Source organism: Dyadobacter pollutisoli (assembly GCF_026625565.1).
In the GTDB taxonomy this organism is placed as follows: Bacteria; Bacteroidota; Bacteroidia; order Cytophagales; family Spirosomataceae; genus Dyadobacter; species Dyadobacter pollutisoli.
Genome location: NZ_CP112998.1, coordinates 6,378,164 through 6,400,747, shown reverse-complemented (window position 1 = coordinate 6,400,747; position 22,584 = coordinate 6,378,164). Strand labels below are relative to the sequence as shown.

Genomic DNA, 22,584 nt, shown 5'->3' with positions numbered 1-22,584 from the left:
AGAATCATCAATTGATTGCCCTCAGGATAGTTTTTATGTACTTCCGGGGTGTAGAAAATATCCATTGCCGGCAACCGGCTTTTTGCCCATATACCTCGGCATACCAGCCGTTACTTATCGTTTTGAATATTTCACTACCATTTTCATCCCACGATTTCATCTCGTAGTATGCAGAAAAGTCTTCACAAGGGTGCCAGATTTGGTTCATTGGCAATTGGGCCGGTACATTTTCCAGCCAGTCTTCGATCTGCCAATGAAGGCTCCCGATCTTTTTCATGACCTTTCGTTTATGAATGATCCCTCTCCCTATATGCTCGAAACCTTCAAATTCGGCTTCGATGATCTGAAAACCATGTTCCTCACGAATAACTCCTCTTGCTTTTCTTACCCAGTGAAACCATATAAATCGGGACTGCTTTGACATTTGATCATAATTCCCTGGCATTGCCGTGTTGTGGGCAATGGTACCAGAGAAGTATTCCGCACATTGCCCGTCGGTATAGTAGGAATAGGTACCCGCGTCGCGAAGGATATTTTTACCGTTAACCCAGATATCCAAATGCAGGTTATCGGCTTGAAATGGCCGGTTTTGATAAGCCCCGCAGCGAAGAAATGTAGTGGAGTACTCGTCACGCAACAGGTAATAACCGCCCTTTGGAAAAGCCCATTTTGTTTCCCGAACCAGTACCATTTTGGGTTTTTTCTCAATTCCCAGCCAGGCAGATTCCTCATTCCACGGCCCGTTACCATAGCCCAAACCCATCTCCAAAAGCCTACTTAACGCTGTTAACTGAGGTCGGAAGTCCCGAAAATGGCAAGAAGTCAGAGGAAAAAATAAAGCCCCGTCATTATGCCCATAGTTTGGAAGCCAACCGCTCTTATCATCCTGACAAGCGTGTAGAAATTTCACAGATTTCCGGGCTCGGTCGTATACATTCTCTCCCCAATGTTCACCATTTAACTCAGCAAGTTTAAAAGCCCAGGCGAGTAGCTGAACGACTATGCGGTGGTAATTCATCGAAAATTGCAGGAACGTCCCTTCCTCGTCAATCTGATATTCAATTTCAGTTTCAAACCATTCTTTTCCTTTTTTCCTCCAATGCCTGCTTTCAGGAAAGAAAGGAAAAAGCAAGCCTATTATGTACAGCGCCAATGTTTCAGTCAATGCATGATTGTTACGGACAACTGTTCGTGAGAAGCTGATATTTTCCGCAACGTGCACCATCTGATCATAAATACTCCCAATAATCTGATCGAAAATTTCCTGGGTCAGGTTGTCGGAAACGCGGTAATAATGTAATGCAAAAACCCAATTCAGCACCCTGAGCGAGATTTCCTGACCGCATTTCCAATTTGGCCCGCAGTTAACCGGGTTTTCGTTAATCCAGTCCAGAATCAATGAAAAAACCAGTTGAGACTGATCCTCTTCAAAATGCAGATCATAGCGGATCAGGTCATAGAGAAATGTAAATCTGGACTTCTCCCAAACATATTTAATGTCGCCAGCTTCCTTCAAAAAGTCCGGAATTTCAGTCCAGTGCTGGGCTCGATCGTAGGTAAAACCATTTCTGGGATTAGTATGCCAATCTTTTACCGCAAACCATTCAGAGCTGAAAAACAAAAACCTATTTTGCCTCATCTCATCCATGAGATGTTTCAATGCATTAAGATCGACATCCTTCTCAATGCTCAAATTCCGATCATGAGAGAAAAACCTAACCGGCAGATTTCGCCAGTCAGTCATTGAAATGAAATACCTGGCCGCGCTTTTTGTCGGAAATCGAAGCTGCAAGACACCGGTTAACCGCTGGATCTCGTACCAGATGCGAAAGAGAATGTATCTCAGCCCCATATTTTTAACCAAATGAAACAAGAGCTGGCCATTGTACCGTAGCTTTTTCATTCGACAGATTCCCAGCAAGTGTTTTTCAAACTTTCCATTGCCGCGAACGTCGCCCGGGTAGTGTTGACGATTTCGCCAAATGGAATAAGAGCTGGTCCGCCATTGCAAACCATTTCTCTCAACTGGCGAAATTGCCGCTCGTGACCTTTATCCTGCCGCGATTTGTACCTGGTAAAATGCTTGAAACCGTAGCCCGTCAATGTGATGAAATTGTCCAGAACCAAAGTTTTGCCCAGAGAATGTACTTCCACGCGTTCCTTGGGAAAGGCTGGGTGGCCATTTGAAAAATAGTTGATCGCGCCGGTTGAACCGTTCTGATATCGGAGCAAAATATTAGCGTTATCCTGCATACCATTTCCGCTGCCGCCCATTGTATTCATACACACCGCGGTAACGGAGCTACCCGTAAGAAAAGATATGAGGTCGATGAAATGGCAACCTTCGCCCACAATCCTGCCACCTCCAATCTGAGGATCGTGAACCCAGGACTCGGCCGGAATGTACCCGGCATTAACCGTCACGACCACATTCATCGCTGCATTGCCTAGCAGTTCCTTTATTTTTAATGTATGGGAAGAAAACCGGCGGTTAAAGCCCACGGTCAATGACACATCGTGTTCTCTGGTTTGCCAAGCCTCTATAATCGCCTCCAACTGTTCCGGAAGTAATGCGAGGGGTTTTTCCACAAAAACATGCTTACCCGCGTTCAGGGCCTGAATGACCATCGCCGCATGTTTATCGTGCCGCGTTGCAACGATGACAAGACTGACTTCTTCGTCACTCAGCATTTCTCCAAAATCGGTGGTAATGTACGGTATGCGGTATTTCGTAGCGAGTTCGGCAGCAGAAAACCCATTTTCGCTGGCAATGTATTTAACCGCGAAATCTTTAAGCAACGGCAACATAGTCATCCGGGTGTAGTTGCCAGCCCCAACAATGCCTATGGTGCCATTTACAGCTTTGATGACCTTGTTTTGAAACCGGATTGTGTTTTTATAACCACTGGTTTGCGGGTAATGAAAAAGATATGCTATGCCCTTCGAGTCAACAATTTGATCGTACACCTTCCAGAAATTAACCAGCGGAATAACTTCTGTGATCAGTGGTTTTACATTCAACAACCCACTGGCCAGCATATCCATTACCGCTTCAAAATTCCGGTTTGCAGTCCATCGAACAAAAGGAATCGGGTAATCAAGTCCCTTTTCCTCATAGTTGGGATCATACCGACCTGGCCCATACGAGCAGGAAACCTGCAATGTCAATTCCCTTTTATAAAAGTCCTCCCTACGCAAATTCAGTCCAACCGCGCCGGTCAAAATGACCTTACTTCTCTTCCTTGCGATTTTTGCGGCAAGCGATATCAGATCATGGGAGGCGGACGACGCTGTAATGATAATGCCGTCGGCACCAGCTCCGTCAGTAAGGTCTGCAACAAGCTTTTCAGGATCAGTATGTCTCGGATTAATGGTAATAATGCCCTTTTCTGAGGCTATTTGGAGTTTTTGCTCGTCAGGTTCCAGCCCAATGACCCGACATCCGTTTGCTTTCAGCATTTCCGCAGTTAGCAAACCAGTTAGTCCCAAGCCGATCACGACCACGGTTTCACCCAAAGCCGGGCCCAGGAGGCGGATTCCCTGCAATGCTACTGCGGCGATCACTGTAAATGCGGCTTCCTCATCGGTAACATCGTCGGGGACTTTCGCAACCAGATTGGCTGGCACGCATACCATTTCAGCGTGCAAGCCATTGCTCACAACCCTGTCACCCCTCCTGAAATGTGCTACATCCTCGCCTACTTCCATCACGTCTCCCACATTACAGTAGCCGAGTGGAATGAGTTGATCAAGCCGCTGCAATACAGACCGGGCGGTAGGTAGCAAACCGTCGCACTTAATTTTATTCAGGATGGGCTTTATTTTATCAGACTGGAGGCGGGCTTTTTCCAGTATACTTGCCTTTCCAAAACCGATCAGCATCTTTTCAGTACCTGTGGAGACAAGGCTTTTGCGTGTTTTGATCAACACGTGTCCCTTTTTAACAAGGGGTGCGGGGACTTCCAGCAACACGGTTTTACCCGTTCGCAGGTTTTGCGCAAGCTGTTTCATCAAAATATAGTGTGTTGTGAGTAAAAATCTTCTTCGGCTGAAATTTACAAGATTATCTCCAATGACAAAGTTTTAATATTTTTGACGATTACTATTTATTCGGAATAAATGCAAAAACCCATCAGATAAGAATGAAAAAACAGCTTAATGTAGGTATCGTTGGTTACAAGTTTATGGGGCGCGCGCACAGCAACGCCTGGAAAAAAGCACCTTTATTTTTCGACACCCCCGCTATTCCCGTTTTGAAAGTTGCTTGCGGACGGCATCAGGAATCTCTCACTGAATTCGCTCAGAACTGGGGCTGGGAAGAAACGGAAACAGACTGGAAAAAACTAATATCCCGTCCCGACATTGACATTATCGACATTGCTTTGCCACAACATCTGCATTATGAAGTAGCGCTGGCTGCGGCGCGTGCCGGCAAACATATTTTTTGCGAAAAACCACTTGCTATGAACAGCAAACAGGCAGAAGAAATGCTGAAAGTATGTGAGGAAAACAAAATCAAGCACTACCTGAACCATAATTACCGCCGCACCCCGGCCGTAGCTTTCGCCAAAAAAATGATCGACGAAGGAAAGATCGGTCGCATTTTTCATTGGCGGTGTGCCTATCAGCAGGATTGGATCGTGGACCCGACATTCCCCTTGACCTGGCAATTGAAAAAAGAAACAGCCCAGGCTGGCCCTCAGTGGGACCTTAATTCACATGCTGTGGATCTGGCCCATTTTCTGATCGGTGATATTACTACCGTTTCTTCACTTACCACAAACTTTATTAAGGAACGTCCGATTGCAGACGAGGCCGCCTCGGGAAGCCTTTCGGCTGTGTCGCTGGGTAGTGAGATGGGTGAAGTTACCGTGGAAGATGCGGCATTAATGCTGGTCAATTTTAAAAACGGCGCGATTGGCTCATTCGAAGCGACACGGTTCGCAAGCGGGCGGAAAAACCGTCTGACATTTGAAATCTATGGCAGCAAAGGAAGCCTCGTTTTCGATCTGGAAAGGATGAATGAGCTGCAATACTTTTCGAGAGACGATCATGACGGCGAACAAGGCTTTCGCACCATTCTCGCTACAGAGGCCGCACATCCTTATGCAAGTCACTGGTGGCCAGCAGGTCACATTATCGGCTACGAGCATGCATTTGTACACGCAGTCGTGGATTTTGTCAAAGCAATTGAAGAAGATACCGCCATTAAACCGGATTTTGCCGACGGCTTAAAAATCATTCAGGTGCTGGAAGCAGGGCTACTTGCCGCGGAAACAAAACGGCAAGTCAGCTTGTAACCTGCTCAATTACAAGACAACACCTTATTAACTATATCTTGTAGTTCCGACGCGTAGATTGGTTTCTGAATGTAATCCGTAATATGGCCTGTGGACATCGCCCGTTCATAATCCTCGGTCTCCGTAGAGGAACTCACCATAAAAATGGAAATACATTTAGATAGTGAAGGTTTGAGTTTGGCATATTCCTCGATAAACTGCCAGCCGTCCAAAATAGGCATGTTAATATCCAGCAATATGAGTTGCGGCAACTTTTCTTGCTGGCTATTACATGCTACCAAATAGTCAATGGCATCCTGGCCGTTTTCGAAAAATAGCGTTTCCTGCGTCACCTGAGCCTTTTCAATCATCTTTTTGAGAAGAAAAGTAAAGACCTGATCGTCGTCTATCACGCAAAGTCGTTCAAGCGTATTCATCAAATGTTATTTTAAAAGTCGTTCCCTGGTTTACTTTGCTAAAAATCTGAATTTTGCCCCCTTGTGTCTCGATTTGATTCTTGATCAAAAAAAGGCCAACGCCGTGCGCATCCTTATGTTTATGGAAAGTTTTATATAATCCAAATACCTTTTCGGCATGTAAATCCAGATTGATCCCTTTGCCCTTATCTATATATTTAAGTTCCTTGACCCCCGAGCCATTGAGGTAAAATTTCAATGTAATATGAGCCGGATCTCCGTCCTTTCTATACTTTATGCCATTGGAAATCAGATTCATCAGAATGCTTTCGAGGTACACCTGCGGGAACATGACCGTTTTCAGATCATATTTTATGTCAATGGTCGTATTGCTTTCTTTGATGCTTTCATCCATCACCGAAAGCACTTTTCTGGTAACCATTTCAATGTCCAGCTCCTCACTTTCAAGCCTGTTTTCCCTGATCTTAATAATCTGAGAAAGGTCATCCAATGTGTTGTTCAAATGACCTGAAACGGTCTTAATCCTTTTGAAAACTTCCAGGTTACCCTCAGTCAGTGCGGGTTCATCAACGAAACTGGTCAGCAGGGAAATGTTACTGGAATGGTTGCGAAGGTTGTGGGAAAGAATATGGGTGAAATTTTTTAGCTGGTTGTTCTGCTGTACCATTTGATTAATGGACCGGATCAAGTTCAGTTCGGATGTTTTGTACCGGCTGATATCCATAATGATACCACGGATTTTGAACACCTCATTTTGTTTGTCAAATATGGGATTCCCGGAGAAGCGCACCCATTTGATATTGCTGTGGGTAGTCATCAGAAATTCATGGTCCCACGACTCTTTCGTCTCTGGCGCGTTAAGCAAAGCAAGTTTAATGATCATTTGGTCATGTTCATTGAAAAACTCAAAAAGGTCCTGCTCATCGATGACCTCTTCACTTTCTGTTTCGAAGATATCGGTGGCCGTCTTCGTCCAGTTAAACTCCCTGGTCGAGAGGTCGTATTCCCATCCTGCCAGCTTACCCACCTCGCCCGCTGCTGTGAGGAGATATTCACTGGCGGCCAATTTTTCTTCTACAATGTTCCGTTCGTCGATCTCCTTCTGCAAATCTTTAACCGACCTGACCAGCAATATGCTTGGGAATATTTTGTACAGATAATAGACTGTCGTGATGGAAACCACGCCGGTGACAAACCGGACGAGGGCACTCAGGCGATACACCGGTATCCAGAATATCAGTGCGTCAATAAAATGCGTGGTTCCACAAAGAAGGATAAATGCAACGAACAACCAAATCGTATGCGGAAACGGAATATCGCGTCGCTGAGTCACCACTTTGATCAGAAACACCGGAATCAGGAAATAGGCGCTCCAAATCAGCAGGTCAGACAGAATGTAAAGCCACCCGTGAAAATCAGTCCATTCGCCACAATACCACCTTGCCGGCCAGTTTTTTGTGCTAAATATCCCTTCAAAAAATCCGGTAATCTGCTGTGAAAGGTCTGCTTTTTGGTACTGGTTTAATGTTATTCCACTTCTGCACATGCGGATGCTATCCGCGCTGGTTACACATAAGGAAATTTCCGGATCCATATTTTTTCATCATATTCAAGGGGAACGGTCACTCATCAGTTTTTTCTGGCCCGACTGTATTCGTCAAAGTCAAAAACCAATCCAATATACATAATTGGATGATGAAGCTTTCAGCCCGTTACAAATAATGATGAGGTAACATTTGAAAATGTGAAGTAATACTATAAGAGAGGCCAATAGATAGAATTAATGCGTTTTACAGAATATAAAAATAGTTGGCAATGTGAGAGTATATTTGAAAATGTTATGTCCCATTGAATGTCATGATCGACAATCAGCTTTTAATCTACTTTTGCCGGTTGAACGACAAAAAAATTTATCGATATAGAAACTCACAGAAGAAACAATTTTGATTTTCTCAGGTTGCTATTTGCAGGCTGTGTTATCATTACACACTCATATCCACTGGCAGGTTCTAAGGAATGCGATTGGTTGTGTCAGTTCACCAATGGACAATATATATTTTCATGGATTGCCGTGAGAGGATTTTTTGTAATCAGCGGTTATCTCATTTTTCAAAGTCTGGAAAGATCAAGAGACCTTGCTGATTTTTATTGGAAAAGGATTTTAAGACTCTTCCCAGCCCTTGCTGTGGTACTTATTCTGACAGTGGTTCTCGGGCCTTTTGTTTACGAGAATGATACAGCGTATTTGCTGAATAAAAGCGTCAGGACATATATTCCCAACAATCTGCGCCTTTACAGAATTCAATACGACATTCCTGGCATATTTGATCGAAATCCACACAAGTCCGCCATCAATGGTTCGCTATGGACAATTCCATTCGAATTCACGATGTATATAGCCGTGTCTCTGCTGTTTTTTATCAAGAGCAAACGTATTCCTGTCATTGTGGTTTTGTTGTTGACTTACTTGTTTCTTGCCAAGCTGGACGTTCTCAATTTTACTGAGATTCAGAAATGGAATTACTTCATACTCGATTGGTATCTGATTGAGCTTGGCGTTTATTTTGCTGCGGGCTCGCTTCTTGCAGCTACTCGAATGGCAGATATCTCACAACGCCATTTACTTATCATATTGATTATTTCGCTGGGCTTGTTTGTATTTTCCACCGGGCAACCCATTTTCTCCTTTGCCAGCGTTACATTACTTCCTATTATCGTGCTGAGCATGGGTCTACTGCCGGTTTATGGCATTAGCAATGTTACAGAGCACATTGGCGACCTGTCTTATGGCATTTACATATACGGATTTCCGGTACAGCAAACTCTGGTGTACTATTTTGGAATGGATCATGTAAGCCTCATTTTTACGAGTCTTATCATTTCTGCAATTCTCGCTTATCTTTCGTGGCGTCTCATCGAAGCACCAGCATTAAAATTAAAAAACCTAAAACCGATCCCCATTCTTATTCAGAAAACGCGGGGTATTGTTAGAGTTAACCTAAAAGGCTTCTATCAAAAACGGTAATCTTCTGGTAAATTTACCCGTTATCATTTGGGTCAAATTCCACGATCCATTCAATACCATATTTGTCCCTAAACATGCCTGCGTACGTACCCCACGGACTGTCGCCAATGGGTCCCTCTACCTCCCCACCTGCTGATAATCCGTTAAATATTTTGTCCGCTTCTTCACGGCTTTCAGTACTAATTGATATTTTAGATCTGTTTTCGTTTTCGTTTACCCGTCCCATAAATTCCGGAACATCATTCGCTATTAATACATTTTGTTTGCCAATAGGCAAAGCAATGTGCATGAGTTTATCTGCTTCATGAGCTGGTATCGGAAATTCATCGCTCGCTAAATCTTTGAAACGAACGATCTTCGTAAACTCACCGCCGAAAATTGATTTGTAAAAAGTGAATGCTTCCTCAGCATTGCCATTGAAGTTGATCCAGGGATTGATTGCTCTCATAATTTCTATTTCTTAAAAGTGATTACAGGTTTTATTTTATGTTTTCTACGATAAGGAGGATAACAGATCTTCCAGATTTTTTAGGGTCATGGTGAAGCCTATTTTGAAGCCCTCCAGCAATTTCTCCAATCGCTCAAACGATTCATTAAAAATGGTAATGCTCACTTTGGTTATGCCATTTTGTTCGCTGAAATTGTAATCCCATTCAGAACCGGGCAGTTCGCGATTTTCGTCTTTATCTGCAAACGCGTTGTACATCTTAAAATTGGTTTTCGGGGTAATGGATGTAAATTCCTGCACCGACCAACGCTCCTGCCCGTCGGGGCTTATCATTGCGTAAAATCGCCGCCCGCCCACTTTGAAATCCATATACTTAGTTTTGGCGCGCATAGGTGCAGGTGCCCCCCATTGGTCCAGTAGCTCTGCTTTGGTAAAAGCATCCCATACCAAAGATTGTCCGGCATTAAACTCCCTGGTTATAAATACCGTTTTCGCTGCTTTGTCAACCTTAAAATCAAATAGCAAATCGTTGTTCATTTTTTCTATTATTTAATTGATATGACCTGGAATATATCTTGCTTCATTCTCGATTATTAATCGCGCAACCCTCAGGTTGCAAATTTATATGCAACTTTTGAGTTGCGCAAACATATCTGCATTTTTTTGTTGAGGTATAATGACGGGATGTTAAGTGGGAGTTGAGGGATTCTAACGGCGCGGCGGACCGTCCCGACACTCTGCTTGTAAGCGGACGCCGCGCGGGCAGATGCGTTCTATTGAGGCTTAAAACAAAAAAAACATCGATTTCTCGATGCTTTTTCTTTCGTGGGAGTTGAGGGATTCGAACGGCAGCGGCCGACCGTCCCCGACACTCTGCTTGTAAGCGGACGCCGCGCGGGCAGATGCGTTCTATTGAGGCTTAAAACAAAAAAAGCACCGATTTCTCGATGCTTTTTTTCTTGTGGGAGTTGAGGGATTCGAACGGCAGCGGCCGACCGTTCCCGACACTCTGCTTGTAAGCGGACGCCGCGCGGGCAGATGCGTTCTATTGAGGCTTAAAACAAAAAAAACATCGATTTCTCGATGCTTTTTCTTTCGTGGGAGTTGAGGGATTCGAACGGCAGCGGCCGACCGTCCCCGATCCTCTGCTTGTAAGCGGACGCCGCGCGGGCAGATGCGTTCTATTGAGGCTTAAAACAAAAAAAGCACTGATTTCTCAGTGCTTTTTCCTCTGTGGGAGTTGAGGGATTCGAACGGCAGCGGCCGACCGTCCCCGACACTCTGCTTGTAAGCGGACGCCGCGCGGGCAGATGCGTTCTATTGAGGCTTAAAACAAAAAAAAGCACCGATTTCTCGATGCTTTTTTCCTTGTGGGAGTTGAGGGATTCGAACGGCAGCGGCCGACCGTCCCCGACACTCTGCTTGTAAGCGGACGCCGCGCGGACAGACGCGTTCTATTGAGGCTTAAAACAAAAAAAGCACTGATTTCTCAGTGCTTTTTCCTCTGTGGGAGTTGAGGGATTCGAACGGCAGCGGCCGACCGTCCCCGACACTCTGCTTGTAAGCGGACGCCGCGCGGGCAGACGCGGGATCAAGCTGAATTCTTGGGGAATATTAAGCATAGAGTTTGGTAAGCCTGAATAGGAAAAATGGAATATCTCTCACTCCTCTGGATGACGACCTAAAAGCCTTGATCTTCGCATTGAAGGACTCAGCCGAAGCATTCGTGCTTCTGTTATTGAAGAAGTTCAGAATGTCCAGATAGTGGGTTTGAATAGATTTGGCAACGGTTTTGAAAGAATCAAGGCCGCAATCTTCCACTTGATTGTACCAGAGCGCAAGCTTTTTGAAGGCATGTTCTTTTGATTTACAAGTCCTAAAAATTGTCCCTAATCCTGTCGCCAGCTTGTAGGCTTGGTTTATGAGCGGATAACGCTCAAAGAGCAATCTGGAACGCTGGATTTGCGAAGCAGTCCATTTGTCGCAGTGCTTAAATAACAAATAACGGCTTCTGACCAATAGCTGCTTGATTGTATCACCGTTTGCAAGAATTTCAGGTTCGTATGGCACACCTGCCTGCTTTGCAGCTTCAATAGCCTGATTCTCTTGATCCAGAGCTTGCCAACGATGTTTGATCCTGATTTCCTGGACAGCATCATAAGCAAGTTTTTGAACGTGAAACCGGTCTATAACCTTTGCTGCTTTGGAGAAACACCGACTGACTATCATTCCCATATTGGCAGCCATATCCAGTGTTACTTCCCGCACTTTGCTGCGAATACGCTTGGGAATTTTTCGCAAAACCTCAATCACTGATGCTGCTTGCGTACCCTTTATCATTGCCAGCAAAGAGCCTTTTCTACCTTTTGCAGCCTTATTAGTTACAATCGTGTAAAGTTCGCCATTGGATAGTGAAGTTTCGTCAATACTTAAATATGGACCGGTGTTTTCTGGATACAAAAGCCATTCAGCAGCATGCTCGCGCTGACCCCAGTCTTTGTAATCACTGATGTGGTCCTTGTATTGCTGTTGAAGCTGTTTGCCGTCGAGATGAAAGTATTTGCCTAGCTGTGAACAACTGACGGGATTATTATCAATACATTGTTTTTAAAAAATCAGCGAACTCCTTGGTCATCCGAGTTCCCTGTTGCACTACATTCCAATCCCTGCTAACAATGTCGCCGGTGTCCTTGACTTCCCACCGGCGGCGCTTGATACAGAGTGTGACACGTTGGTTACGAATCGGAAAATCCTGAATGTATATCTCGGGTAAAAAGCCTTTGGACTCTAATTTTTGATCCTTGTATTCGGCAGGAGGAAGATTCTTTTCTTCCAGATAGATATTCAGGCCAGTGAGGCCTTCAACTATTTTGGAAAGCTCGAAATAATCGAGGATGCCCTCGGGCAACAGGAAACGGACTAGGGCTTGGTAAGACTCTTGCAATGCTCTTTAAATTGATTCATCGCAAAACAAACAATTATTTTCCTTCCCCCCAACTTTTCGGACTGATCCCAGACGCGTTCTATTGAGGCTTAAAACAAAAAAAGCACTGAGAAATCAGTGCTTTTTTCTTTCGTGGGAGTTGAGGGATTCGAACCCCCGACCCTCTGCTTGTAAGGCAGATGCTCTGAACCAACTGAGCTAAACTCCCTTTTCCCCGTCGTTTGGGAGTGCAAATATGTAGGACTAAATTTACGTCTGCAAATATTTTAAGAAAAAAATTTAAAAAAATTTACAACGCCCTGAGAATCAGTATTCACTTATTCGAAATTTAAATACAGCGTTACCGTATGTGTTGACATTCGGCTGATCCCCCTTCCCAAAGAATTTTTAGTCGGCTGAAATACGTTCGCTATGCCGTGTGAAAAGCGCAATTCCGGCGAAAATTTGAAGTACTCAAAGAACTGCTCGTAGCCAACTCCATAGTCGATGGACAAATCATTGGACTTGGTATCCAGCCTTCCCGTACCACCGCCGCGGCTTCGCTTGACATTGGTTTCTATTCCCAAAGTCATCCCCGCAATCATGTACATTCTGGAATTAACCCGTCTTAACGATTTGTATTTTAACAGGATAGGCACTTCGATCCACGTCGATTCGCGCCTTTCCGTTTTCTCCGTCCCGTTCGGATAGCTGAACTTGACATTGCGGTCGTACAATGAAACAGAAGGGGTAGTGCGAATGTCGAAATGTTCGGTTAAATAAGCATTGACAACAAATCCCATGCGGAATGCAGCGTTGGTCGGTGATTGAATGACAAAAGCCGAATCCTTGGCGACAAACTCGTTGCTATGCTTGATATTGAACCTTGTAAACGGAACGGCAAACAGAATTCCGTAATGAATAGGTTTGTCGTCATAATATTCGAGATGCCGCCGCCTGTATCCAATGCCTTGCGACTTTACTTCCTGAACCGTCATAAACAGCGCAAGAATGCCAAATATTATTTTTGACCGATGTAAATTGAACAAATCCCGAAGGTAAGTGGTATGCATTTGGTATTTATGAAACCTGCTTTTTTAAAAATTTCCAGAAAAGCCTCTCCATCCGGAAATGCCTGAACCGACTCTGGCAGATAAGTATAAGCTGCACTATCCTTTGAGACGGTGTTTCCTATTAATGGTAATATGTATTTGAAATAAAAATTATAAAATTGCTTAAACGGAAAGCTGCGAGGCTTGGAAAATTCTACTACCACACAATTTCCGCCTGGCTTCATCACGCGGTTCATCTCAGTCAGACCAGCCAGCAAATTCTGAAAATTACGTACTCCAAACGAAACGATGATCGCATCAAAATAATTGTTTGCAAAAGACAAACTTTCAGAATCACCGCTTTGCAGATTGATAATATCCTGTTTGCCCAATTTAGCCACCTTTTCGCGCCCTACCGCCAGCATTCCCTCAGAAATATCGACACCGATAATTTTCTCGGGTTTCAGCGATAACGCTTCGATCGCAAAGTCACCGGTACCGGTCGCAATATCGAGAATAACCTTTGGCTGCTGCTGACGAAGCAATTTAATGGCCCGTTTTCGCCAGTATATATCGACACCCCCGCTCAAAAGGTGGTTGAGCAGATCATATTTTGGCGAAATATTGTCAAACATTTCTGCTACCTGCTCTCTTTTGCTTCCTTCCTTATCCTTGTAGGGTACTACACTCATTTTTCCTTTTTCTAAATGCTTCTGTAAACAAAACTAACAGATATTTATGGTTATCTCATGGAGCGTACAAATCTAATTGACTACGTACGCTGACCAAAACCAGAAACTTGCGTCTAAATAATTATTATCCCAACATTTAGAACTAACCCGCGGTTTCACATGCGTAAACTTTTACTTTTCACTGCATTCAGCCTCGTATTCGAAGTATCATTTGGTCAGGCGTCTTTTTGGAACAAACCTTTTTCCAATGGTATCAGCAGGAAAAAAAGTTATAACAGAAAACAATCCCTTCCCTTTTCGGTGGATATCCGGGGTGGCCTTACGCAGTTTTTTGGAGAGCTGAACGAACAGGATATGCCGGGAATGGCGGGTGTTAGTCTGGGTCGGGCCATTAACAAACAAGTTGCTGTGCATTTCGACTATACGGCTGGCAAACTGGGTGGCGAACGGGTGACATTTTTCAATTCCTATTTTGTCAATGAATACAATACATTGGAACTGACAGCCAAATGGGATGTTACTGAACAATTCAGCACGCTAGAACCCGGGCCGGCACATCTGTGCGTCTACGGTGGACTAGGGCTGATTTATTTCAGCAGCAATGCTTTTGACATGGATAACGACAAGCTGATCAGATTTACCAACAGCACATTAAGCGCGAGAAATCCATTGTTTTTACGCTGGGGCCCCCCGCACGGGCCGACGGGCATTAAAAAGACCCGAGAAGGAATGCTTCCGCTGGGCACTTCTCTTGACTATGAACTGTTCAGTAAATGGAGAGTGGGTATCGACTATCGTTTTTATTTTGTCCGAACGGATAAAATGGATGCTACCTCGGGACAGAGGCTCATTAATCCCGAAGAGGCCGAATCTTACAGCGATACCCCAAATGATAAATTCAGTTTTCTGACTGTTTCCCTGACGTATCGTTTCAAAGGTTTAGGGAAATAACTTTGGGAATATTTTCTTTACAAAATGGAATTGAACGCTGTTAAGTATAAAATTTACCCCACGCTGCTCAATAGCTACGACCGCTTTGAAAAAGGTTACATTGACGCTAATGAGCTCATTAACAGAATAAACAGGGTTCCTGTGCCGCAAACGGAGGCGCAGCGCAAAGGCTCATCTTTTGAAGAAGCTGTTATTAAAGGAACGGATGAAGAACTTTTTGACGCGGCTATTCTCGCACAGGTACGCGCGCTACTGCCTCGCCCGATGATGAAAACGCAGGTGTACTGCGAATATCAGCTAGGTAATGTGCTGCTTTATGGCTACGTCGATGTGCTGGGGCGGATGCTGGCGGCGGATATTAAAACTACTCAGAAGTACCAGGCAGGCTGTTATGCCAAAAGTCACCAGAACTTTTATCTGCCCGCATTGCGATCCAAAGGCATTAAAAGCCTTCGTTACATTATCACCGATTTTACAGAAGTGTACCACGAGGAATACGATCACACCCTGGATTTTTCACATCAGGAAATGCAGATCAATGCATTCTGTGCTTTTCTTGAAGAACATCGCGGGATCATCACAGACAGGCGGATTTTCGGCAACTAATGTTACAATAGGCCCAATTTGGTCCTCACTTTATTGTATACCTTTCCCAAAAACCGGTTAGCCCTGATTTGCGTCTGCTCCATGCTCACGGACAAAGGTATCCCCCCGGAAATATTGCTGTTTTTCAAGAGATATTCATGCGCTTGCTTTTCCGTTTGTCTGTAAAGATCCAGATCTGAATCCGCTACGTGGCCGCTTCCGTTATTGGAAAAAGGCGCATGGATCATTTTTGGCTCAAAAGGAAAATTGACAAACTTGTATCCCCGGTTGTACATTTCATGAAACCAGATCGTGCCCCAGTCGGTACCGTGCCAGTTACCTCCCAGTGGCAGAATGTCTCCTTTTGGAAATACATTTTGCTGGTAAGCAGCAACATTGATCAGGCAGGCATACTCGTTGAGCCGGCATTCAGGTAGCGGATGAATGTACCCGCTTTCGATTAGTTCGAGGTGGATTTTCTCACGTGGCGGGCCGTATAGCACCGTTAGTTCTTTGAGTTCCGCCGCATTGGGTTTGTAGCTTTCAAATGTGGCACCATCGCATAATTTGGCAGACATCGCCGGGCAGTTCCAGCATTGACCTATCAATCCAATTCCAGCTATTTTTTCCTTCAATGTTACCGGAAGCATTTCCCCGATCAGATCGCTTTTGTAAAGGCAATCGTTGTGCGTCAGAAACAGGTATTCGCTGGTGGAATTTTCAAATGCATACTGGTATTTGAGTCCGTACCTTTTTTCGGGATCAGAGAGCCAGCTTACCGGCGGCGAGCCAGCGTAGTAAAAATGTTTGGGGTAAACATATTCTACAGGGAGGTCCTTCAAAACATGTTTCAGAAGTGGTACACTGCCGTACTCATCGTAAGGCTGTACTTTTTCTATGATTACAAAAATCCTATCAATGTGCCTGGAAGAGTGCTCCCATAAGCTAAGCAAAGTAACCGCAGTTTGATAAGGCTTTCCATAGTAGTTGATACAAACATCTACTTTTTGCATGAAGTAATATTCTTAGGAACGAGGCGAATGAGTCTACAAAAGTAAGCCCTATAATGTTACTTCCACGAATTTTACGATAGCTTATTTTTTAAAGGCAATTTTTTCAACTTCTATTTAAGGAGTAGAGATATCAATAAAAACGGCCATTGAACAACAGGAACGACCCAAGCATAAAACCAATGTTGATATAAGTAATGGGACAAGATGGTGCCGTTTTCCTGCCAGCTGAATTACGACCGGAAATAGTCGACTTAAGCTACATATTGTAAAGTTATAGCCTTACAAAATATGTATTTTCGTAAAGATATAACTTTACTTTTGTGTTTATTAAGTAAAGTTATATCTTTACTTTTTCATGTCCCGAGTCACATCATAACTTTAATTATGGCTAGAAAAACATTGCAAATACAGCAACTCAATGACAAATTAGCTGCATTTAACGCACTGAAAAAGGTCGCAATGCCTCCTACTGGGTGGATAAAGGCCGTTCGGACCGCAGTTGGAATGTCGATGCAACAGCTAGGGCAGAAACTTTCAATTACAAAACAAAGTATAAAGGATATTGAAAGAAGGGAAAAAGAAGGGTCTATAACCCTGAAATCCTTACGAGAGGCAGCAAATGCGATGGACATGGAGCTGGTCTACGGACTGGTTCCAAAAGATGGTTCCTTAGATGCTCTCATTGACAGAAAAGCTACGGAGCTGGCAATGAAAATTGTAATGCGTACCTCCAATACGATGAAACTCGAAGACCAGGAAAATTCGAATATGCGCCTCAAGAAAGCTGTTGAGGAAAGGGCTTTTGTTATTAAAAATGATATGCCTAAAATTCTATGGGATTAGATTTAGAATATATTTCGGGGCAAACATCACTTGATGAGGAAGAAAAAGAAGGATTATTAATACCCACGATTGCTACTCGCGCTGAATTGAACGAGTTTGAACAGCAAAACATAGAAGAAGCAGTTCAATGGTTACTTACTCGTTCGTTTAAACCTGATGTAGTATTTACTGAACGATTTGTAAAGAACCTTCACAAGCGTATGTACGGAAATGTCTGGGCTTGGGCGGGTGAGTTTAGAAAAACAGATAAAAATCTTGGTATCGATAAGTGGCAAATTCCTGCCTCCCTACGCACCCTGCTCGATGATGCTAAGTTTTGGGTGGAAAATAAGACCTTTTCTCCGGAAGAAATAGCTATTAGATTTAAACATCGGATAGTTAGCATTCACTGCTTCCCAAATGGAAACGGAAGGCATAGCCGTCTCATCGCCGACGTTATCATTGAGAAAATTTATAAACAGCCGGTTTTTACTTGGGGCGCAGCTAACTTAGCCCTACCAAACGATACCCGTATCATATACCTGAAAGCCGTAAGGACCGCTGATGCAGGAGATATTACGCAATTGCTTGCTTTTGCCCGGTCGTGAATCTCATTTATTCTGTTGTACCAAATCTCGTTTATTATGCTGTACTAAATCTCGTTTATTCTGTTGTGAATTTAAAAAATTAACCACATTTGATTGATTTACAGACAGATAGCTAAAATAATAATTAAGGATAAAGGTCTATTTAAGTGTGATTTCCATTCATTCTAATCCCTTCCTCTTCCAAACACAGTCTCAAAAAACCCTTCGCCGACGTCTCAGAATAATCTTCCACAAAAAATTGCGCCGACCAGGCGTCAGCGAACCGCACTACTGTCTCCAACATGGGTTCTGTCCCGGCCAAACTGATCACAAGTGCCGTAATGCGTACAATTTCTTCTCCCTCGTCATTGCGATCGCGGTGGAGACATACTTCGGTTCCAGATTCGGGGATGGTAATGATTTTGAAATTCATAGTGTGTGTATTTTAAGATTGTGGTGAAGTTGTTTACAGTAAATTTATCTTTTGAAATGAATTAAAATCCCTTAAACGGCATTCATTCAATTCAAAAGATATTTATTCATTAAAATTAAATTAAACTTAAAAGCTTTAAATCATTCTAAAAAGATATTTTTATCCTCAAAATTTAATTATTTAACTTTAAAAGATATAATTAACTCTAATTCAGTTTGTTAGATTTTTCTAACTTGGCTGAATGGATACGAAAAAGAGGATATATAATCGCGTCAAGGCCCACCTTGCACTAAAACAGATCAAGAATAAGGTTCTTGCTGAGCATTTGGAAGTTAGCCCGCAGACAGTGTCCAAATGGTGTACTAATTATAGTCAGCCGTCCATTCCTGAGCTCTACGAGATCGCTTTCTTCCTGAATATTGACGTAATAGAGTTGTTGGAGCCGATGTCGTCGTTCACTTTACAAAAGTAGATTATACAAATAGGACATTGCACAACGGATTCGTTGTATGTGCCGGAAAGTCCGCTCTTATCTCCAAAAACAGGTACACGTTCTCTAACACGTGGGTCAAAAATTGAAAAAATGACCCACGTTTACCAAGACGTGAGTCAAAAATCGAAAAAATGACCCACGTTAATCGGGAAATAGCCCTAAATTTGAAAAAATGACCCATGAAGTATGAGCGGCGAGATACGACTACCCAAACTGCCTCTTTCGAGTGAAATAGAAACCAGGGCAGTACTTAAAAAGCTAAGTACTGCACGTGCAGCCTTAGCTGGTTTGAATGGTATTGCAGAAAGCATTCCCAATGAGCGCATTATCATTAACACCCTTGCACTGCAGGAAGCTAAGGATAGTTCGGCAATAGAAAACATCGTAACAACGCATGACGAGTTATATAGTAGTGACAGTCAGGCACATCAATTTGTAAGCCTTGCCGCCAAAGAAGTGTATAATTATGCACACGCATTACTTGAAGGATATCAGCAGGTAAAGCAAACAGGCCTTCTTACAAGCAACAATATTATTGCACTGCAGGCATTACTAGAAGAAAATGACGCCGGATTCAGAAAGGTACCTGGCACGGTCCTGAAAAATGAACAAACAGGCGAAGTCGTCTACATGCCTCCACAAAATCATGCAGATATCGTCTCGCTCATGGGAAACTTAGAGCATTTTATAAACGACGACAGTCTTTCAGACATTGATCCGGTGATAAAGATGGCAATCATCCATCATCAATTTGAAAGCATTCACCCTTTTTACGACGGTAATGGACGGACCGGCCGGATTGTGAATATCCTATACCTCGTCAAAGAGGGCCTGCTCAAATTACCTATTCTGTACCTCAGCCGGTTTATTAATCAAAATAAAGCTGCCTATTATAATTTGTTGCAACAAACTCGTCAGACAGAACAATGGGAACCCTGGATTTTATATATTCTGGACGCTGTCGAGCAAACAGCCCTGCAAACATCGGATATGATAAGAGACATTAAGGTTCTGATGACCGGTCACAAACAGAAGATCAGGACAGAGTTGCCAAAGGTATATAGTCAGGATTTGATAAATAGTTTATTTCGGCACCCATATACCAAAATCGAGTTCGTGAAAAAGGATTTGAATGTAGCAAGAAAAACAGCCGCCCGGTATCTGGACTCACTTTGTGAAATAGATCTTCTACACAAGAAAAAGTTAGGCAAGGAAAACTATTATTTCAATGACGATCTGATTTCTCTACTAATAAATGTGGGAAGTTTGAAACGTGACCGAGAGAACGCTGCCATCATTAAAACGACGCACCGCTAGGTTCGGGAATAGTAGCCAAAAAGCTAAATCATCAGTTCAGTTTTCTATGCATTTTCTGAATTAAGGGATTTGTTAGTTAACCTTTAGTGTGAGAGAAAGAATTGGCATCGCTTGAAGACAGTACCTACTGAAAAATTCGCATTCAAGGCCAACAAAAAAGCCGCTACGATTGCTCGTAACGGCTTTTAGTTGTGGTGATGGACGGAATGAAATTTTACCTAGGTATAGGTCAGATTTAGTAAGGTATTTTTCTGATATACAGAGTCTTATAAAAAACAATAGTATAACTTAAGATAGATCAGATTAAGACGGATAAAGCCAAAATTGTAAACTATTTTATAAACCATTGTGCCCACTTTTTGCTAAATTGTCACAAGTATACAATTAGGCACAAAAATGGCAAAGGTCAAATACTACCTGAAAACACCGAATGCATCCGGTGTTTCCCTGATTTCCCTGTACTTGCGTTACGGCGGTACAAGACAGGTCGTTGTTTCCACTAACTGCTATGTTGATCCGAAGCACTGGGATCTCAAGACGCAACGGCTAAAACGCAATGCTCCAAACGCCCTGGAAGTTAATAATAACTTAAAGAAATGGGAAAATGACGCGGACGAACTATATAACCGTCGCCTATATCAGAAACTTCCCCTGGATCCAAAGTACATCAAACCAGACCTCGAAAAGCTGGTTCGACCAGCCGCGCGAACTCCTAAAATACAAGCTTCGGACCTCCTCTCATTTGTCGACTCTTACATTACTTCAGTGAAAGGGTTCAAAAATATCAATACGATCAGGACATACAATACTCACCTTAAACTTCTACGAGATTTTGCTAAGGCCAGCTTCAGAAAATCGATTGCCTTTTCCGACATCACACTGGACTTCTACCTAGAACTCAAGGATTTCATGACCAAAGACCGGAAGTTCAATGATAATACTATGAATAAGCACACCGGAATACTGAAATTCTTCCTTAACGAAGCAACTGAGCGGGGTTTGAATAAGAACTTCGAATATCGAAGCAGGCGATTTACCACCTCAAGAAAAGAGGTTTATTCTGTCTATTTGAATGCTGACGAAATCAATGCCATCAGGGATTTGGACCTTAGCAGCAACCCAAGACTAGATAAAGTCCGCGATTTGTTTATTATTGGCTGTTACTCAGGCCTTAGATTCTCCGATCTTTCATCGATACAGGCTGAAAATATTTCTCCTGACCTTCTATTCTTGCGGGTGAAAACAATAAAGACAGAGGACTATCTCGAAATCCCTATTCACCCATTCTCACAAGGCATCATGCTGAAATACCGCGGCGTCACACCAAACAGTTTACCGCCTTCCATAAGCAACCAACGCATGAACGATTATCTAAAAGAAATCGCGGTCCTCGCCGGCATTTCGGAGGAAATACCCGTCGTCGAAACTAAAGGCGGTGTCAGAAAGCAAAGAAAGGTTCCTAAGCATGACCTTGTTACCTGCCACACTGCCCGCAGATCATTTGCGACAAATGAATACCTCGCCGGAACGCCCACTTACGCGATCATGTCGATAACAGGCCACAAAACCGAAAAAGCATTTTTGATGTATATCAAAGTTTCGAAACGTCAATATGCACAGCAGATTGCTGACCTGTGGAAAAACAGAATTGCAGGCCAGGACACACTTAGCACTAGTTAATCCAATTCATTCGAGCACTTTGCTACACTCCTATTATGAAAAATTCAATCGAGAGAGCGTTAAAGCAATTACTTGACGTCAAAGAGGACCGCACCATATCAATCCGTCCATATGTTTACGACATTGGGCAGCCAAAGCATAATTACAACCTCTGCTTTGACGATGAGCCATCTGCGAACCTTTACTATAATTCCTTCTTTATCAAAATTCTTTCGTACAAAAGCACGAACCAGGCTCTTGATTGCCTTCATTATCATTATGGCCTTTATGCTAGTCCGCATGAATTCGTGAATTTTTTTGAAAATGAGGTACTCGATGTCGCTGATTTGTTAGAAGGTGGTATCCCATTGCCATCCGACAAACGAAAACGTCGAATTCTTTCCGGATGCCTCAAATGGGTTAGGGACGAACGATTAGCCCTAGTGGCTCACGTAGAGGCAACTACGAGAAGTACAATTGAGACAGAAATTGTTGATGTAATAAAGGAAATTAGGAACGCAAGAATTGAAATAAACCCACAGGTAGATCCAAAAAAGCTGATTTTCTTATTCCTAGCACTTCAAAGGTTAGTCGTCGATGAAAAGAACGTTGGAGTCCTAAAATACAAACACACAGTAGAACTCCCCCATCTGCTAAAATATTTTGCCCCGTTTTCCGACAACAAGGTTGATGGGATTCGAAAGCTAACTACTTTGCTGGCATCAGAAAAAAATCTCCAACTCAACATTCCTGACTATTTGGCCGCCGCTCTTACAAAATTTTTCTTCAATGAATCGATCACAATGAACACCATCGACTTTTGACAAAATCTTCGCTGACTATTTGAAAAAAAACGTTAAACTAACAA

Annotated in this window: 22 protein-coding genes and 1 tRNA gene; 10 read left to right on the top strand and 13 right to left on the bottom strand. The window is 43.2% G+C overall.

Going from position 1 to position 22,584, the window contains the following annotated elements; genetic code table 11:
- Positions 1-7: 7 nt before the first annotated feature.
- Complete coding sequence (locus ON006_RS26470; protein ID WP_244821196.1) at positions 8-1,903, bottom strand: alginate lyase family protein; 1,896 nt, start codon at positions 1,901-1,903, stop codon at positions 8-10.
- Entirely contained in the window at positions 1,900-4,011 is a 2,112-nt protein-coding gene (locus ON006_RS26465) for a bi-domain-containing oxidoreductase (protein WP_244821195.1), read from the bottom strand. Before ON006_RS26465 ends, ON006_RS26470 begins: the two co-directional genes overlap by 4 nt.
- Before the next feature lie 131 nt (positions 4,012-4,142).
- Here ON006_RS26465 and ON006_RS26460 point away from each other — a divergent pair, with 131 nt between their 5' ends.
- Positions 4,143-5,300: a Gfo/Idh/MocA family protein gene (locus tag ON006_RS26460; protein WP_244821194.1), complete on the top strand. Its 1,158-nt coding sequence runs from the start codon at positions 4,143-4,145 to the stop codon at positions 5,298-5,300.
- Between the two features lie 5 nt (positions 5,301-5,305).
- On the opposite strand, the gene ON006_RS26455 is transcribed toward ON006_RS26460, so the two are convergent.
- Together ON006_RS26455 and ON006_RS26450 are read right to left on the bottom strand one after the other, a co-directional pair.
- Positions 5,306-5,716 carry a response regulator gene (locus ON006_RS26455; protein WP_244821193.1) on the bottom strand — a complete coding sequence of 137 codons (411 nt, stop codon included), beginning with the start codon at positions 5,714-5,716 and terminating at the stop codon, positions 5,306-5,308.
- Entirely contained in the window at positions 5,703-7,310 is a 1,608-nt protein-coding gene (locus tag ON006_RS26450) for a sensor histidine kinase (RefSeq protein ID WP_244821192.1), read from the bottom strand. Before ON006_RS26450 ends, ON006_RS26455 begins: the two co-directional genes overlap by 14 nt.
- Positions 7,311-7,628: 318 nt before the next feature.
- On the opposite strand from ON006_RS26450, the gene ON006_RS26445 reads away from it, so the two are divergent.
- The gene (locus ON006_RS26445) at positions 7,629-8,741 is read left to right on the top strand and encodes an acyltransferase family protein (protein WP_310590203.1); all 1,113 of its coding nucleotides are present in this window, start codon (positions 7,629-7,631) and stop codon (positions 8,739-8,741) included.
- Between the two features lie 13 nt (positions 8,742-8,754).
- Here ON006_RS26445 and ON006_RS26440 read toward each other — a convergent pair whose 3' ends face one another.
- The 7 genes from ON006_RS26440 to ubiE all read right to left on the bottom strand — a co-directional run bounded on the left by ON006_RS26440 (position 8,755) and on the right by ubiE (position 13,856).
- Entirely contained in the window at positions 8,755-9,189 is a 435-nt protein-coding gene (locus tag ON006_RS26440; protein WP_244821190.1) for a VOC family protein, read from the bottom strand.
- Positions 9,190-9,234: 45 nt separating this feature from the next.
- Complete coding sequence (locus tag ON006_RS26435; protein WP_244821189.1) at positions 9,235-9,726, bottom strand: SRPBCC family protein; 492 nt, start codon at positions 9,724-9,726, stop codon at positions 9,235-9,237.
- A gap of 1,077 nt (positions 9,727-10,803) precedes the next feature.
- The gene (locus ON006_RS26430; RefSeq protein ID WP_445440921.1) at positions 10,804-11,787 is read right to left on the bottom strand and encodes an ISAon1 family transposase; all 984 of its coding nucleotides are present in this window, start codon (positions 11,785-11,787) and stop codon (positions 10,804-10,806) included.
- On the bottom strand, positions 11,783-12,133 hold the full coding sequence (locus tag ON006_RS26425; RefSeq protein ID WP_267609907.1) for an ISAon1 family transposase N-terminal region protein: 351 nt from the start codon (positions 12,131-12,133) through the stop codon (positions 11,783-11,785). Before ON006_RS26425 ends, ON006_RS26430 begins: the two co-directional genes overlap by 5 nt.
- Positions 12,134-12,266: 133 nt before the next feature.
- Positions 12,267-12,341 (bottom strand) — tRNA-Val (locus ON006_RS26420).
- Between the two features lie 109 nt (positions 12,342-12,450).
- Complete coding sequence (porT, locus tag ON006_RS26415; RefSeq protein WP_244824237.1) at positions 12,451-13,185, bottom strand: type IX secretion/gliding motility protein PorT/SprT; 735 nt, start codon at positions 13,183-13,185, stop codon at positions 12,451-12,453.
- Positions 13,134-13,856, bottom strand: coding sequence for a bifunctional demethylmenaquinone methyltransferase/2-methoxy-6-polyprenyl-1,4-benzoquinol methylase UbiE (gene ubiE, locus ON006_RS26410; RefSeq protein ID WP_244824236.1), 723 nt, complete (start codon positions 13,854-13,856; stop codon positions 13,134-13,136). The genes porT and ubiE overlap by 52 nt, the downstream gene beginning before the upstream one ends.
- Positions 13,857-14,015: 159 nt before the next feature.
- On the opposite strand from ubiE, the gene ON006_RS26405 reads away from it, so the two are divergent.
- Both ON006_RS26405 and ON006_RS26400 read left to right on the top strand, forming a co-directional pair.
- Positions 14,016-14,807, top strand: a complete 792-nt coding sequence (locus ON006_RS26405; protein ID WP_244824235.1) for a hypothetical protein — start codon at positions 14,016-14,018, stop codon at positions 14,805-14,807.
- 24 nt (positions 14,808-14,831) lie between these two features.
- On the top strand, positions 14,832-15,413 hold the full coding sequence (locus ON006_RS26400) for a hypothetical protein (protein ID WP_244824234.1): 582 nt from the start codon (positions 14,832-14,834) through the stop codon (positions 15,411-15,413).
- Positions 15,414-15,415: 2 nt separating this feature from the next.
- On the opposite strand, the gene ON006_RS26395 is transcribed toward ON006_RS26400, so the two are convergent.
- Positions 15,416-16,405, bottom strand: coding sequence for a hypothetical protein (locus ON006_RS26395; protein ID WP_244824233.1), 990 nt, complete (start codon positions 16,403-16,405; stop codon positions 15,416-15,418).
- 384 nt (positions 16,406-16,789) lie between these two features.
- Between ON006_RS26395 and ON006_RS26390 the strand changes: the two genes are divergently transcribed.
- Both ON006_RS26390 and ON006_RS26385 read left to right on the top strand, forming a co-directional pair.
- Complete coding sequence (locus ON006_RS26390; protein WP_244824232.1) at positions 16,790-17,248, top strand: mobile mystery protein A; 459 nt, start codon at positions 16,790-16,792, stop codon at positions 17,246-17,248.
- On the top strand, positions 17,239-17,835 hold the full coding sequence (locus ON006_RS26385) for a mobile mystery protein B (protein WP_244824231.1): 597 nt from the start codon (positions 17,239-17,241) through the stop codon (positions 17,833-17,835). Before ON006_RS26390 ends, ON006_RS26385 begins: the two co-directional genes overlap by 10 nt.
- A 142-nt stretch (positions 17,836-17,977) precedes the next feature.
- Here ON006_RS26385 and ON006_RS26380 read toward each other — a convergent pair whose 3' ends face one another.
- The gene (locus tag ON006_RS26380; RefSeq protein WP_244824230.1) at positions 17,978-18,247 is read right to left on the bottom strand and encodes a hypothetical protein; all 270 of its coding nucleotides are present in this window, start codon (positions 18,245-18,247) and stop codon (positions 17,978-17,980) included.
- Positions 18,248-18,488: 241 nt separating this feature from the next.
- On the opposite strand from ON006_RS26380, the gene ON006_RS26375 reads away from it, so the two are divergent.
- The 4 genes from ON006_RS26375 (at position 18,489) to ON006_RS26360 (ending at position 22,540) form a co-directional block, all read left to right on the top strand.
- Positions 18,489-18,719, top strand: a complete 231-nt coding sequence (locus ON006_RS26375) for a helix-turn-helix transcriptional regulator (RefSeq protein WP_244824229.1) — start codon at positions 18,489-18,491, stop codon at positions 18,717-18,719.
- Between the two features lie 207 nt (positions 18,720-18,926).
- Positions 18,927-20,057 (top strand): Fic family protein, encoded by a 1,131-nt coding sequence (locus tag ON006_RS26370; protein ID WP_244824228.1) that lies wholly within the window; start codon positions 18,927-18,929, stop codon positions 20,055-20,057.
- 396 nt (positions 20,058-20,453) lie between these two features.
- The gene (locus ON006_RS26365; RefSeq protein ID WP_244824227.1) at positions 20,454-21,737 is read left to right on the top strand and encodes a site-specific integrase; all 1,284 of its coding nucleotides are present in this window, start codon (positions 20,454-20,456) and stop codon (positions 21,735-21,737) included.
- A 35-nt stretch (positions 21,738-21,772) separates the two neighbouring features.
- A complete protein-coding gene (locus ON006_RS26360) occupies positions 21,773-22,540 on the top strand; it encodes a hypothetical protein (protein ID WP_244824226.1) in 768 nt (255 codons plus the stop codon).
- Positions 22,541-22,584 lie beyond the last annotated feature (44 nt).

What these genes read in the sequence shown, in the direction of transcription:
- ON006_RS26470 (WP_244821196.1), bottom strand. Translation starts at nt 1,903, where the DNA reads ATGAAAAAGCTACGGTACAATGGCCAGCTCTTGTTTCATTTGGTTAAA.
- ON006_RS26465 (WP_244821195.1), bottom strand. Translation starts at nt 4,011, where the DNA reads ATGAAACAGCTTGCGCAAAACCTGCGAACGGGTAAAACCGTGTTGCTG.
- ON006_RS26460 (WP_244821194.1), top strand. Translation starts at nt 4,143, where the DNA reads ATGAAAAAACAGCTTAATGTAGGTATCGTTGGTTACAAGTTTATGGGG.
- ON006_RS26455 (WP_244821193.1), bottom strand. Translation starts at nt 5,716, where the DNA reads ATGAATACGCTTGAACGACTTTGCGTGATAGACGACGATCAGGTCTTT.
- ON006_RS26450 (WP_244821192.1), bottom strand. Translation starts at nt 7,310, where the DNA reads ATGGATCCGGAAATTTCCTTATGTGTAACCAGCGCGGATAGCATCCGC.
- ON006_RS26440 (WP_244821190.1), bottom strand. Translation starts at nt 9,189, where the DNA reads ATGAGAGCAATCAATCCCTGGATCAACTTCAATGGCAATGCTGAGGAA.
- ON006_RS26435 (WP_244821189.1), bottom strand. Translation starts at nt 9,726, where the DNA reads ATGAACAACGATTTGCTATTTGATTTTAAGGTTGACAAAGCAGCGAAA.
- porT (WP_244824237.1), bottom strand. Translation starts at nt 13,185, where the DNA reads ATGCATACCACTTACCTTCGGGATTTGTTCAATTTACATCGGTCAAAA.
- ubiE (WP_244824236.1), bottom strand. Translation starts at nt 13,856, where the DNA reads ATGAGTGTAGTACCCTACAAGGATAAGGAAGGAAGCAAAAGAGAGCAG.
- ON006_RS26405 (WP_244824235.1), top strand. Translation starts at nt 14,016, where the DNA reads ATGCGTAAACTTTTACTTTTCACTGCATTCAGCCTCGTATTCGAAGTA.
- ON006_RS26400 (WP_244824234.1), top strand. Translation starts at nt 14,832, where the DNA reads ATGGAATTGAACGCTGTTAAGTATAAAATTTACCCCACGCTGCTCAAT.
- ON006_RS26395 (WP_244824233.1), bottom strand. Translation starts at nt 16,405, where the DNA reads ATGCAAAAAGTAGATGTTTGTATCAACTACTATGGAAAGCCTTATCAA.
- ON006_RS26390 (WP_244824232.1), top strand. Translation starts at nt 16,790, where the DNA reads ATGGCTAGAAAAACATTGCAAATACAGCAACTCAATGACAAATTAGCT.
- ON006_RS26385 (WP_244824231.1), top strand. Translation starts at nt 17,239, where the DNA reads ATGGGATTAGATTTAGAATATATTTCGGGGCAAACATCACTTGATGAG.
- ON006_RS26380 (WP_244824230.1), bottom strand. Translation starts at nt 18,247, where the DNA reads ATGAATTTCAAAATCATTACCATCCCCGAATCTGGAACCGAAGTATGT.
- ON006_RS26375 (WP_244824229.1), top strand. Translation starts at nt 18,489, where the DNA reads ATGGATACGAAAAAGAGGATATATAATCGCGTCAAGGCCCACCTTGCA.
- ON006_RS26370 (WP_244824228.1), top strand. Translation starts at nt 18,927, where the DNA reads ATGAGCGGCGAGATACGACTACCCAAACTGCCTCTTTCGAGTGAAATA.
- ON006_RS26365 (WP_244824227.1), top strand. Translation starts at nt 20,454, where the DNA reads ATGGCAAAGGTCAAATACTACCTGAAAACACCGAATGCATCCGGTGTT.
- ON006_RS26360 (WP_244824226.1), top strand. Translation starts at nt 21,773, where the DNA reads ATGAAAAATTCAATCGAGAGAGCGTTAAAGCAATTACTTGACGTCAAA.